The following is an 11,424-nucleotide window of genomic DNA, read 5'->3' as shown; positions in this document are numbered from 1 at the left end:
TGACTGATGGGAGCCGACTGTGAGCAAATTGGTGAACCTGACTGCCGCCGCCCTCGCTTTTGCGAGCGCAGGCGCATTTGCGCAGACGCCTGACCCTGCTCCGGCTGAGACTCCGCAGGCCGCCGAAAAGCCGACCAAGACCTGGTACGTGATGATCGCGATCCAGCAGGCGCTTGGCCCTCGAGGCTGCGATGTCTGGCGCTACAAGGTCAGCACGAAAGCGCCATTCGCCGTTGAAGGCCCCCAGCAGCTGACAGGCTTTCACGCCGACGAGGTGGTTGGTGCCTGGATGGCCCATTTGAGTGAGCGGTCACCCACGGTCTATCGCTGGCTGAACGGTCCAACCGGCCATAACCGACCTGAAATCTACTTCCGCGATTCCCCGGAAGCCGCAATCGAAGCCTTTCGCAAGGATGGCCATCTGGAGCATGATCGCAGCTGCAAGGGCTCGGCGCTGGTGAAATCCCCGACGGTCAATTTCACCTTCGCTCCTCCCGAAGGCTTTGTAAGTAGTGACTTCGGATACACACCACCGCCTGCCGATGCAGTGGTCGTGAACGAGCTTGCGAAGATACCCGGAATGTAACTTGCACCGGCAACCTTTCGCGGCCCCGCGCGTAGCTAAGGCATGCCTTCCGAAAATCCTGTTCTCGTACCGGTCCTCGGCGACCAGCTGACCCGCACCCTTGCCTCGCTTCGCGGGCAGACCAAGGACAACACCGTCATCCTGATGATGGAGGTCTGGGACGAGGCGACCTACGTCAAGCACCATAAGCAAAAGATCACGCTGATCTTTTCCGCCATGCGCCACTTCGCCGCCGAGCTTGAGGACGCTGGCTGGAGCGTCGACTACGTCAAGCTCACCGACGAAGACAATGCGGGCAGCTTCACCGGCGAGGTCGCGCGCGCGGTCGAGCGGCACGATCCATCGAAGATCCGCGTGGTCGAGGCGGGCGAATGGCGCGTGCAGCAGGCTATCGAGGAATGGCCGGACAAGTTCGCCTGCGAGGTTGAAATCCTTCCTGACGACCGCTTCATCGCCACTCACGCCGAGTTCCGCGACTGGGCCGAGGGTCGCAAGCACCTCACGATGGAGCATTTCTACCGCGAGATGCGCCGCAAGACCGGCCTGCTGATGACCGATGACGGCAAGCCCAAAGGCGGCGACTGGAACTACGACAAGGACAATCGCGAACCACCAAAAGACGAGATGGACCCGCCACCCGTCCCAAAGTTCGAGCCCGACGACATCACGCGCGAAGTCATGGAACTGGTCGATGACAAGTTCGGCGACCATTTCGGCAGTCTCGAGAAGTTCGAATGGCCCGTGACGAGCGATGAAGCTGAGAGAGCCGCCGATGCCTTCTTTGCGGAGAGGATCGAGAAATTCGGACCCTATCAGGACGCGATGGTCCATGGCTCCGATGATATGTATCACTCGATGCTCTCGACGAGCATCAACCTTGGCCTTCTCGACCCCGTCGAACTCTGCAAACGCGCCGAGCAGGCCTACGTAGACGGCAAAGCCCCGATCAATTCGGTCGAGGGCTTCATTCGTCAGATCATTGGCTGGCGCGAATACATCCGCGGGTTTTACTGGCTGCACATGCCGGGCCTCGAAAGCGACAACAAGCTGAACGCCCAGCGCGCTCTTCCAGAGTTCTTCTGGACCGGCGAGACCGATATGCGCTGCCTTGCCGACTGTATCCGTTCAACCCATGACAACGCGCACGCGCACCACATCCAGCGCCTGATGGTGCTAGGCAATTTCTGCCTACTCGCAGGGATCAATCCGCGCGACGTGCAAGACTGGTATCTGGCGGTCTATGCCGATGCGTATGAGTGGGTGGAATTGCCAAATGTCTCGGGCATGATCCTCTACGCCGACGGCGGAAATCTCGCGACCAAGCCTTATGCGGCGAGCGGGAATTACATCAACAAGATGTCCGACTACTGCAAAGAATGCAGCTACTCGGTCAGCAAGAAAACCGGCGAAGGCGCCTGCCCCTTCAACCCGCTGTACTGGCACTTCATGGACCGCCACCGCGACCGGTTGGAAAGCAATCACCGGATAGGGCGCATCTATTCGAACTGGGACCGGATGAATGATGCGAAGAAGTCCGATTACCTTGAGAGCGCGCAGAAATTCCTCGACACGCTGACCCCTGCCGATAGTAGCTGGGCGAGAAACGAATAACGCCAAGTCTTGAGGGGAATTTCGCGGCCATGCTGACCATCCACCACCTGCGCATTTCGCAGTCCGAACGCATCGTCTGGTTGTGCGAGGAACTAGGGCTCGAATACGACCTCAAGCTCTACAATCGCGATCCAGAAACGCGCCTTGCCCCGCCAGAGCTCAAAGCTCTTCACCCGATGGAGATCGCGCCGGTCATCACCGACGGTGATCTCGTGCTGGGCGAGAGCGGCGCGATCATGGATTACATCGTGGGCAAGTATGCTCCCGATACGGATCTAGTCCCCGGCCCCGATCACCCGGACTTTGCCGACCACCTGTACTGGTACCATTTCGCCAACGCGACTTTGATGACCAACGGCATGATGACGATTGCGGTGAATGCCGTCGGCGCTGAAATGCCCCCGCCTTTGATGAAGCGGGTCACGAACGCATGGGCGCATATCGAGAAGCGCCTGGGTGAAGCTGATTATTTCGGCGGCTCGGCGCTGACCACCGCTGACATCATGCTTGGCTTCTCGCTGACGACGGCGCGCGCTTTCAATGACATGAGTGTCGATCACATGCCTAACCTCAAGGCGTGGCTGCAGCGCATCGGTTCGCGCGATGCCTATCAGCGCGCAATGGCCAAGGCCGAGCCTGGCTTTCCGCCCAAGCTCGATTGATCGGAAGGGCGAAAATGGAGCCGTACAAGCCTCTCAGCCGCTCAATCGCAGGTCACAGGGCTCTAATCACCGGCGCTGCCAGCGGAATGGGCCGCGCGACCGCTCACCTGTTTGCCTCAGAAGGCGCGCACGTCGCGGTGACCGATCTCGATCAGTCTAAATGCGATGCGGTGGCGAACGAGATTGCGGAGGCGGGCTATCCCGGCAGCGCATTTCCACTAGCGCTGGATGTGATGGATGCCGATGCGATCGAGACACGCGTGGCCGAGATCGCGGAGCAATCCGGCGGGCTCGACATCGTCATCAACAATGCTGGCTTCTCGCTTCATGCGATGATCGAGGATGACGAATATCCCGATTACTGGGACAAGAGCATCGCAGGGCTGCTCACCGCCCATCAGCGGATCATCCGCGCAGCCATGCCGCATCTTCGCAAGAGCGAGCATCCGCGCATCGTCAACATCGCCTCGACCGAGGGACTGGGCGCAACGCCCACCAATTCGCCCTATGTCGCTGCCAAGCACGGTGTGATTGGCCTCACACGCGGGATGGCGGTGGACCTCGGACGCGACGGAATTACGGTCAACGCGATCTGCCCCGGCCCGATCCGCACCGGCATCACCGAGCGCATTCCAGAAGAGCACAAGGAAATCTACGCCAAGCGCCGTGTTCCCCTGCGCCGATATGGTCACCCCGAGGAGGTCGCTCACATGACCTTGTCGCTCGTCCTGCCTTCAGCGAGCTTCATCACCGGCGCAGTCATTCCCGTCGATGGCGGGCTGACGATCAAGAACGGTTAGCGCTGCAGCGCCTCGAGAAAACCGGCGCTGTCATCGAGCCGCAGTGCAACGCCCTCACAATTCGGTTTTGCGCAACACCTGCCGCACGCGAGGCAGTGTTAGTAGAACGCAAGCTGGTTGGAGATCGCGAGCAGTTTCCGGCTCGCGGACCAGATGCGTGTCGTTGCGGAAAAGCGCCCGGAATAGACCCGGTCGCTGGTCGCTTCGATCAGCAGGAAATCGCTGCCCTGCTCGGCCAGGTCGGCGCGCGTACAGAACACTTGCAGATCGTATGTCACCGTCGCTCCAAAGCGCGGTGTGGGATCAAGGAAAAAGGTCCGCGGCATCGGCGTATCCGATACGGCCAGCAGCGCCTTTTCATCCCAAGGTCGACCCGCAGCGTCGCGCACCCAGAACGCTGAATGCGGGCGCTCCTGCGCAAAAAACGGTTTGCCCAGTGCCACGCGCTGTTCGTAGCGGCTCAGGAACTTCGGTCCCGGCGTATCGGGAAGACGCGGTGCGTCCTCGGGCGCCAGAACCTCGGGAAATTCGCAGGCGTAATCGAGCGCCTTTTCCTTCATGTCCGAAAACACGTAGTCGGCTGCGAAGATTGGCTCATCAAAGGCGTCGCCCTTCGCCATTTCAGCGCGAAGGAAGCTGGTGCGCCTCCCCTGTCGCAACTGTCTGACATCGACCATCAGACCCTCGTGCGGAAGAGGCTTCAGGAAGTTTGCAGTGACGCTCGCCAGCATCGCCTCCTGCGGGCGCGCTTGCTCGACAGCACTGTATCCGAGCGCGAGCGCCCAACCGCCGAAAGCGGACTGGAAATTCCAATAGGCCTCGCCGCCCTCAGCCTTGAGACGTGTGTCGGAAATGCTGGTGAGTTGTGTGGCGAGATCGAGGGGGAAATCGGTCATGCCCGCGCCCGTAGAGGTACTGTTTCGATCACGCAATGAAATAATGAACGCATCGGTTCATTATATTATCAGCCCGCGAGCGCCTTCGCCAAACCAACTGCTCCTGCGCTATCGAGATACTCGCGCAGCTCGGTGATCTGGCCACCCTCGACTGTCCCGACGACGCAAAGCCGCAGGTCGAGGACGCCGCCATCGGGCAATTGCCCTCGAACCGTATGTTCTTCGACGAAGCCGCTGGGTGTCGCCTCGCACATGATCTCCTCATATCGGAAATTCGCGACTTTGGCGTAAACCGCACCCGAGAACGCGAGCAAGGTGTCAGCGTCCATTTGCGGGCCGCCATTTTGAGAGCCTTTGAATTCTGGCGACAGCAAAGCGCGTGCTGCGGCGGTGTCGCCGGAATGAAATGCGTCGAACAGGGCGCGGGCCAAGAAAGTGTTGTCGCTCATCATTGCTCCTCCAAGCGGGCGGCGAAAATATCGAGCGGCATCAGAAGCGCAAGAGTTCAGCCATTCTCAGAGCCCGAACGCGGCCAGATTTCAGTGTGTTGCTCGAAAGGTCGCGGACCTTCTCGCATTTCAACTCAAGATCAGGTATGTAAATCTATCTTGACGCTTCAAGCCGTAAGGAATTCTGGACATGCCCCCTGAGTTTGCAGAGGCTCGCCTTGGCGAAGCAATCGCCAAGCTTCCTTTCTCCATGGTGCTTGCAAGCGCGACGCTTGAAGATCAACCGATCCTCTACATCAATGAGCGATTTACAGCTGTCACCGGATACAGCGCAGAGATGACGGTGGGGCGCAATTGCCGCTTCCTGCAAGGCGATGACACCGACCCCAGGTCGGTCGCAAAAATCCGACAGGCCCTCGAAGACGGCGAAGATATCACGGTAGATCTGGCGAACTACAAGGCCGACGGAACGAAGTTCACAAACCGGCTTCTCATCTCGCCAATCCGAAACGATGTAGGCGACATCGTCTCGTTCCTGGGCATCCAGCGCGACCTGACTGGTCAGGAAGAGGAATTGCCCGACCCTTCGCAGGACGTCTTGCTGTCCGAGCTTCAGCACCGCGTCAAAAACCACCTCGCGATGATCGTCGGTCTGATCCGCATGCATGAAAGCAGCGAAGCCTCAAAGGAAGCGCTCGCAGCATTGTCCAGCCGAGTTCAAAGTCTGGCTCTGCTTTACGAAGAACTGTCCGGCAGCGGGGTCGCGACAATCTCCGACGACGAGATTGCAGCAGGCGCCTATATCAGCCGGGTCGCTGCCGCGCTGGCCGCGATCGATGGGCGCAAGGCAATCCGCATGAATGTCGAGTGCGATCAGGTGAATCTTCCCGTCAACACCGCGACCACGCTTGGCCTGCTTGTCACCGAGTTCCTCACCAACAGCCTCGAGCACGCTTTTGTCGGCCGCGATCTTGGCATGATCCGCGTGCGGCTCGAAAACCTTGCAGGCGGGCTCGTTCGGCTGACCGTTGAGGATGACGGCGTCGGCTTGCCCGAGGGACTTAACTGGCCGAAGGATAGCGTGTCTTTGCGAGATCGTCGCAAGGCCATGCGCGAGGAAGGAGAAAGCAACCGGCGAGGCTTGGGCGGTGCGATGGTCAATTCGCTCGTTGATTCCATCGGCGGGAAGCTGTCGGTCGGAGGGACCGACCACGGCACCATCATCGTGCTCGACTTGCCGCCCAGCCCGACCAACGACCCCGAGTAAGGTCTGGCCCGCTCGCGCAAAGCCGCTGGCATACGATCAGCTAGGCAAACGCTTCTTTCGCAGCCGCCTCGACGCTTGCCATCGCGTCGCGCCATGGGGCGCCGCCATAGCTGATGCGGGCAACACCAAGATTGGCCAGCTCGTGATTGCTCACCATGCCCGGCATGCGCATGACGTTTACCGGAAGCGCGACCTTGTCGCAGACCTGCGCGATCAGGTCGGGGTCGCTCAGTCCGGGAATGAAGAAACTGCCCGCCCCTGCGAAACGATAGGCTGAACCGCGCTCAATGGCGGCATAGACAAGCTCGATCTGGTTGGCGTCCTTGCCCTCCATCAGCGGGTTCAGGAATACGTCGGTGCGGGCGTTCACGAACAGACCTTCCGCATTGACCGTGGCGATGCGCTCTGCCTGCTCGTCGATGGCGCGCAGGCCTCCGGCACGTATCAGGCGGTCTTCAATGTTGCAGCCGATGACGCCCGCATGCGTGAGCGCGTCGGCGTTGTGGGCAAGGTCGGCAAGATTGGTCGCATAGCCTGCTTCCATGTCGATGGTGATTGGCAGGTCCACCGCGTCAGCGATCTGCTTGGCGGTTTCGACAAGGCGCGAGAACGGGATGTGCTCGCCGTCGTCATAGCCTTGCGCGCCAGCGAGCGAATGGCTGCCTGTAGCAATCGCCCTCGCCCCTGCCCGCGCGACCGCAACGGCGCTTCCTGCATCCCAGACATTGAAGAGCACCAGCGGATCGCCCGCCCGGTGAAGCGCTGCAAACTCGGTCTTGGTCATCTCAGAACAACTCCTCTTACATGGCGCCTTCCCGCTTGAGCAATTCCGCCTTGATGTCCGGCCCATAGGCATAACCGCCAATCGACCCGTCAGCCTGCACGACGCGGTGGCACGGGATCAGCACCGCGATGTTGTTTGCGCCATTCGCGCTGCCCACGGCGCGGCTGGCCTTGGGATTTCCGAGCATTGCGGCCTGTTCGCCATAACTGCGCGTCTCGCCCGCAGGGATCCTGCGCAAGGCCTCCCAGCAGCGCTGCTGGAATGCGGTGCCTTTCACGTCGAGCGGAATGTGCGAGTTGTCGCTGCCCGGCTGTTCGACCGCCTGTGTGACCTGCTCGAAGAGCTCGCGGAATTGGTTGCTGCCTTCTACCAGTTCTGCCTTGGGAAAGCGGGCGCGCAATTCTTCTTCGCCCTCGCCGAAGCTGAGACAGCACACGCCCTTGTCGGTCGCAGCAACCAGCATTTCGCCGAGAGAGGTTTCGATCACGCTCCAGTGGATGCGAATGCCGTCGCCGCCCTTGCTCCAGTCGCTTGCCGTCATGCCCAGCCTGTCCTTTGTATCGTCATAGAAGCGCGAGGCGCTCGCATAGCCCGCCTCGTAAAGTGCATCGGTGACGCTCGCCCCGCTTTCCAGCGCGCCGCGCACGCGTTCTTCGCGAAGCGCACGTGCGAAAGCGGCGGGAGACAATCCGACGGTGCGCTTGAACAACCGCTGGAAATGGGTGGGCGAATAGCCGGTGAGGTCCGCCAACCGGTCCAGCGTTTGCGCGCCATCAGCCCGGATCGCGGCAATTGCGGCGAGCACGCAGGCTTCCTCGGCGCTTTGCGTGTTCGGTGAACAACGTTTGCAGGCGCGAAGGCCCGCTGCCTCGGCATCTGCAGGACCAGCATAAAAGCGCACATTCTTTCGCAAGGGTGCGCGCGCCGGGCATGAGGGGCGGCAATAAATGCCGGTCGAATGGACGCCTGTTACAAAGGCTCCGTCATAGCGGCGGTCCTTGGCCAGCGCGATTTGCCAGCGCTGATCGTCGGTCAATGTGTGTTCGTGTGCCATGGCGCCTTTGTCGCAGCACCCCCAACTAAGCGCATCCCGAAGCTTGCGGTCAATGTTCGCGCCTGCATAAGAGTGGGCGTGATGATAGCACTTTTCCGCAAAGCTCTGGCGATTATCGCCCTCGCATTGATTGCCGCGCCCGCCTCCGCCGATCCGGGCGATATCGACGCGGCTGCACGCGGGGTCGTGCGCGTTGTCCTGATCGACCGCAGCGGGGACGAGGTCGTGCCCGTGACGCATGGCAGCGGATTTGCGGTCTCGCCCACGCAGATCGTTACCAATGCCCACGTTATCCGCGAGGCCTTGCTCGACGACACCTTGCGCATTGGCATCGTGCCGAGCGAAGGCGATGCGGCGACATTTGCAACGCCGATTGCGGTGAGCCCGCGCAACGACCTTGCCTTACTCGAGATAACCGACGGTTCGCTTCGTCTAGAGCCGCTTACGCTGGCAGGCGCGGGATTGGGCGCCAGGGGGGGCGACATGGGCGAGGTCTCGGCGGTCGGCTACCCGATGAATGTCGACCTCGCGCAAGGGCTGGAGATGAGCGATATCTTCCGCGCGCAGCCCCCGGTTAAAAGTCGCGGGTTCCTCTCGGGCGAGCGACCGAGCCGACAATTCGACACGATACTCCACACCGCTCCGATTGCGCGCGGCAATTCGGGCGGCCCGCTGCTCGATGGTTGCGGACGCGTGCTGGGCGTGAACAGCTTCGGTGCCGATTCGGACGGGTCGGATGCCGAGTTCTACTTCGCGGTATCGCTGCGCGAGTTGATGCCGTTCCTGCGCGAGAACGAAATCCAACCGCGCGTCAATTCGCTCCCATGCCGCTCGATTGACGAGCTCAACGCCGCCGAACGTGCTCGCTTTGAACAACAACGCGCCGAGGCGCAGGAACGCATCGCAGCGCGTGAGACCGCTTTGCGCGAGGCTCGCGACGCGGCGCGACTGCAGGCACAGATCGAGGTTATGGAGCGCCGCGACAACGCAATGGCTATCGCGATGGTGCTACTTCTGGTGGCGATTGGAGCTGCATACACAGCGGGCCAGCTACGGACTTCACTCGCCGACAAGCCGGAGCTGAGAAACCGCGCGATGATCGCCGCTGGTGTCGCAGGCGCGGCTCTGATCGCGACGGTGATCGTGTGGGTCACTCGCCCCGGCTATTCCGAGATCGAGGAACGCACCGCAGCGCTTTTGGGAGAGGACGATCCCGCGCCAACCGATGCGGGCGATCCGGGTGCGAGCATCGCAGGTGACGGCACGCTAATTTGCACGCTCGACACCGACCGAAGCCGCGTGACAGGCGCGCGTACTGACGACGTGGAGTTCGACTGGGCCGCAACCGGCTGCGTCAACGAGCGCACACAGTACGGAATGATGAACGGCGACTGGACACGCGTGCTTGTGCCGGGCGACGAAGCAGCGGTCTCGATCAGCACCTACAATCCTGACACGCGCACCTTCCGCACCGACCGTTATCTGCTCGGACGCCAGGAGATGGATGCCGCGCGCGAGGCTCGCAGCGCCTACGACCCGCCCGCCTGCGGTGTCACCGATGCGGCTAGCACCGTGGCTGAACAGCAAAGCGCCCTCATCGCGCAACTGCCCGACCGCCCGAACGAGCGGCTGGTCTATTCATGCGAGACAAAGCGCGCCGATGGTGGAGCGGCCGCCCTCGCGGCGGAGCAATAGAACGTGGAACAAGCGCTCGTCCTCGCCTCGATCGTGCTCGGTGTCGCGATCGCGTTCGAGCTTGAGCATTTGAACAATGTGCTGCGTTCGAAGGCGGTCAAATGGCACTGGGCGCAGCCGATTTTCGCGCTTTTCGTGTTGCTGACGATCATTGCCTATTGGTGGGGCGCGGCGAAGAACAGCGAGGGCGCGATCACGCTCGGCGAATTTCTGCCGATCATGTTCCAGCTGGTGATGCTGGCACTGCTCGCGGCGGTGTCATTTCCCGGCCAGATCGACGACGATGGCGTGGATCTTGCGCAGTATTATCAGGATAACCGCCGGTATCAGTGGATACTGATGTCACTGTTCTTCTGGTCGGTAAACGCGCGCTGGTTCTGGACCCTGTGGCAAAGAGGACCGTCCCTGCCGGATTTCCTCGCGGCTATCTCGGGCGATGTCATTGCGGGATTTGTCATCTTTGCGATGATCTTCGCGAGCCGATGGTGGCAGGTCGCGCTCGGCTTCGCGATCCTCTCGCTCGCACCGGTCATCTGGGTGGGCCGCTCGCTAGGGTAGACTACCGCTATGCCGGTCAGCCTATTTTGCCCGGCGCTCCAATGCGTTATGCTGACGTCCCCGAAACGAGCGGAGTTCGCAGATGCGCTTGTCTTTTCCTACCCTCCTCAGCACCGCCGCACTGGCGATCGCAGCCGCCTCGCCCGTGGCGCTTCAGGCGCAAGACAGCTCCGAAACCGTAAGTATCCGCACTGCGGAGCCCGAGATCGAGGTCACGGCAGAGCGTCCCTTGCGCGAAGAGGAAGTCAGGCAGGGCGTCAAAGACATCGCTCACAGCCGCCGGCCCAAGGAGGCAATCCCGCGCTTCATTGACCCGCTGTGCCTGACTGTGGTCGGGCTGGGCGCCGAATTGAGCGAGCGCGTGGCGCAGCGGGTCCGCACGAATGCGCAGGATGCGGGGCTAGAACTTGGGGAGCCTGATTGCACCGCCAACGCCGTTATCATGGTTGTCGATCGCCCCGGCGTCCTCGTCGACCGCCTGCGCCGCGAGCGCCCCCAAATCTTCAACGCCGCTGCCGTCCGCGATATTCGCACCGAGATCAATCGCGGCCTGCCGTTCGTTGCGTGGAATATCGAGGGCGTCCAGTCGCGCCTGGCTCGCTCAGCGAACGAACAAAACACCGGAGCGGTTGCCGGGGCCGGTTTCCTTTTCGACGATGCGGGCGCCAATGTTGCGCAGGAGAGGGAATATGGCGCTTCGCGGTTCAGAGCATCGCTCCCGCGCACCCGGAGCAGCAGCTTCATCGTGTTCGATGTGCGGCAATTGGAAAACGTGCACCTCAATCAACTCGCGGACTTCGCCACGCTACAATTGCTTGGATCACCGCGCAGGAATTACGACGCGGACAATCTGGCTGCGGCGTCGATCCTGACTCTGTTTGATGGCGATGTGCTCACCGGACCTCAGTCGCTTACGCAGCTCGACAAGGCCTATCTGCGCGGCCTTTACACGATGCCGCCGGGCACGTGGGGAAGCCGCCTCGAGACGTACTCGAAGCGGGCCTACGAGGAGATCGCCGGGGCCGAGGCGGCTGGCGAACAAGCCGTCCCGTAGCAGAACGG

Annotated in this window: 12 protein-coding genes; 8 read left to right on the top strand and 4 right to left on the bottom strand. The window is 61.5% G+C overall.

Annotation, left to right across the window (positions count from 1 at the left end):
• Positions 1–19 precede the first annotated feature (19 nt).
• The 4 genes from AC0V6T_RS03790 to AC0V6T_RS03775 are packed head-to-tail and all read left to right on the top strand — an operon-like array spanning position 20 to position 3,659.
• On the top strand, positions 20–586 hold the full coding sequence (locus tag AC0V6T_RS03790; protein ID WP_486124463.1) for a hypothetical protein: 567 nt from the start codon (positions 20–22) through the stop codon (positions 584–586).
• A gap of 42 nt (positions 587–628) precedes the next feature.
• A complete protein-coding gene (locus tag AC0V6T_RS03785) occupies positions 629–2,197 on the top strand; it encodes a cryptochrome/photolyase family protein (protein WP_486124461.1) in 1,569 nt (522 codons plus the stop codon).
• 29 nt (positions 2,198–2,226) lie between these two features.
• Positions 2,227–2,859 carry a glutathione S-transferase family protein gene (locus AC0V6T_RS03780; RefSeq protein ID WP_007164743.1) on the top strand — a complete coding sequence of 211 codons (633 nt, stop codon included), beginning with the start codon at positions 2,227–2,229 and terminating at the stop codon, positions 2,857–2,859.
• A 14-nt stretch (positions 2,860–2,873) separates the two neighbouring features.
• Complete coding sequence (locus AC0V6T_RS03775; protein ID WP_486124459.1) at positions 2,874–3,659, top strand: SDR family NAD(P)-dependent oxidoreductase; 786 nt, start codon at positions 2,874–2,876, stop codon at positions 3,657–3,659.
• Between the two features lie 98 nt (positions 3,660–3,757).
• Here AC0V6T_RS03775 and AC0V6T_RS03770 read toward each other — a convergent pair whose 3' ends face one another.
• Positions 3,758–4,555 carry an acyl-CoA thioesterase gene (locus tag AC0V6T_RS03770; RefSeq protein ID WP_486124457.1) on the bottom strand — a complete coding sequence of 266 codons (798 nt, stop codon included), beginning with the start codon at positions 4,553–4,555 and terminating at the stop codon, positions 3,758–3,760.
• A 68-nt stretch (positions 4,556–4,623) separates the two neighbouring features.
• On the bottom strand, positions 4,624–5,004 hold the full coding sequence (locus tag AC0V6T_RS03765) for a nuclear transport factor 2 family protein (protein WP_486124455.1): 381 nt from the start codon (positions 5,002–5,004) through the stop codon (positions 4,624–4,626).
• 190 nt (positions 5,005–5,194) lie between these two features.
• Here AC0V6T_RS03765 and AC0V6T_RS03760 point away from each other — a divergent pair, with 190 nt between their 5' ends.
• Positions 5,195–6,271 carry a PAS domain-containing protein gene (locus AC0V6T_RS03760; RefSeq protein ID WP_486124453.1) on the top strand — a complete coding sequence of 359 codons (1,077 nt, stop codon included), beginning with the start codon at positions 5,195–5,197 and terminating at the stop codon, positions 6,269–6,271.
• Between the two features lie 40 nt (positions 6,272–6,311).
• Here AC0V6T_RS03760 and AC0V6T_RS03755 read toward each other — a convergent pair whose 3' ends face one another.
• Together AC0V6T_RS03755 and ada are read right to left on the bottom strand one after the other, a co-directional pair.
• The gene (locus AC0V6T_RS03755) at positions 6,312–7,055 is read right to left on the bottom strand and encodes an isocitrate lyase/PEP mutase family protein (protein WP_486124451.1); all 744 of its coding nucleotides are present in this window, start codon (positions 7,053–7,055) and stop codon (positions 6,312–6,314) included.
• A 16-nt stretch (positions 7,056–7,071) separates the two neighbouring features.
• A complete protein-coding gene (gene ada, locus AC0V6T_RS03750; RefSeq protein ID WP_486124449.1) occupies positions 7,072–8,109 on the bottom strand; it encodes a bifunctional DNA-binding transcriptional regulator/O6-methylguanine-DNA methyltransferase Ada in 1,038 nt (345 codons plus the stop codon).
• Positions 8,110–8,190: 81 nt separating this feature from the next.
• Here ada and AC0V6T_RS03745 point away from each other — a divergent pair, with 81 nt between their 5' ends.
• The 3 genes from AC0V6T_RS03745 (at position 8,191) to AC0V6T_RS03735 (ending at position 11,416) form a co-directional block, all read left to right on the top strand.
• Positions 8,191–9,804, top strand: coding sequence for a trypsin-like peptidase domain-containing protein (locus tag AC0V6T_RS03745; RefSeq protein WP_486124447.1), 1,614 nt, complete (start codon positions 8,191–8,193; stop codon positions 9,802–9,804).
• A 3-nt stretch (positions 9,805–9,807) separates the two neighbouring features.
• Positions 9,808–10,362: a hypothetical protein gene (locus AC0V6T_RS03740; protein ID WP_007164752.1), complete on the top strand. Its 555-nt coding sequence runs from the start codon at positions 9,808–9,810 to the stop codon at positions 10,360–10,362.
• An 88-nt stretch (positions 10,363–10,450) separates the two neighbouring features.
• Complete coding sequence (locus tag AC0V6T_RS03735; protein WP_486124445.1) at positions 10,451–11,416, top strand: hypothetical protein; 966 nt, start codon at positions 10,451–10,453, stop codon at positions 11,414–11,416.
• Positions 11,417–11,424 lie beyond the last annotated feature (8 nt).

It is taken from the genome of Erythrobacter sp. S158, assembly GCF_057364915.1.
This window is presented reverse-complemented; position numbering and strand designations above follow the sequence as displayed.

What these genes read in the sequence shown, in the direction of transcription:
- ada (WP_486124449.1), bottom strand. Translation starts at nt 8,109, where the DNA reads ATGGCACACGAACACACATTGACCGACGATCAGCGCTGGCAAATCGCG.
- AC0V6T_RS03780 (WP_007164743.1), top strand. Translation starts at nt 2,227, where the DNA reads ATGCTGACCATCCACCACCTGCGCATTTCGCAGTCCGAACGCATCGTC.
- AC0V6T_RS03775 (WP_486124459.1), top strand. Translation starts at nt 2,874, where the DNA reads ATGGAGCCGTACAAGCCTCTCAGCCGCTCAATCGCAGGTCACAGGGCT.
- AC0V6T_RS03760 (WP_486124453.1), top strand. Translation starts at nt 5,195, where the DNA reads ATGCCCCCTGAGTTTGCAGAGGCTCGCCTTGGCGAAGCAATCGCCAAG.
- AC0V6T_RS03785 (WP_486124461.1), top strand. Translation starts at nt 629, where the DNA reads ATGCCTTCCGAAAATCCTGTTCTCGTACCGGTCCTCGGCGACCAGCTG.
- AC0V6T_RS03770 (WP_486124457.1), bottom strand. Translation starts at nt 4,555, where the DNA reads ATGACCGATTTCCCCCTCGATCTCGCCACACAACTCACCAGCATTTCC.
- AC0V6T_RS03755 (WP_486124451.1), bottom strand. Translation starts at nt 7,055, where the DNA reads ATGACCAAGACCGAGTTTGCAGCGCTTCACCGGGCGGGCGATCCGCTG.
- AC0V6T_RS03765 (WP_486124455.1), bottom strand. Translation starts at nt 5,004, where the DNA reads ATGAGCGACAACACTTTCTTGGCCCGCGCCCTGTTCGACGCATTTCAT.
- AC0V6T_RS03745 (WP_486124447.1), top strand. Translation starts at nt 8,191, where the DNA reads ATGATAGCACTTTTCCGCAAAGCTCTGGCGATTATCGCCCTCGCATTG.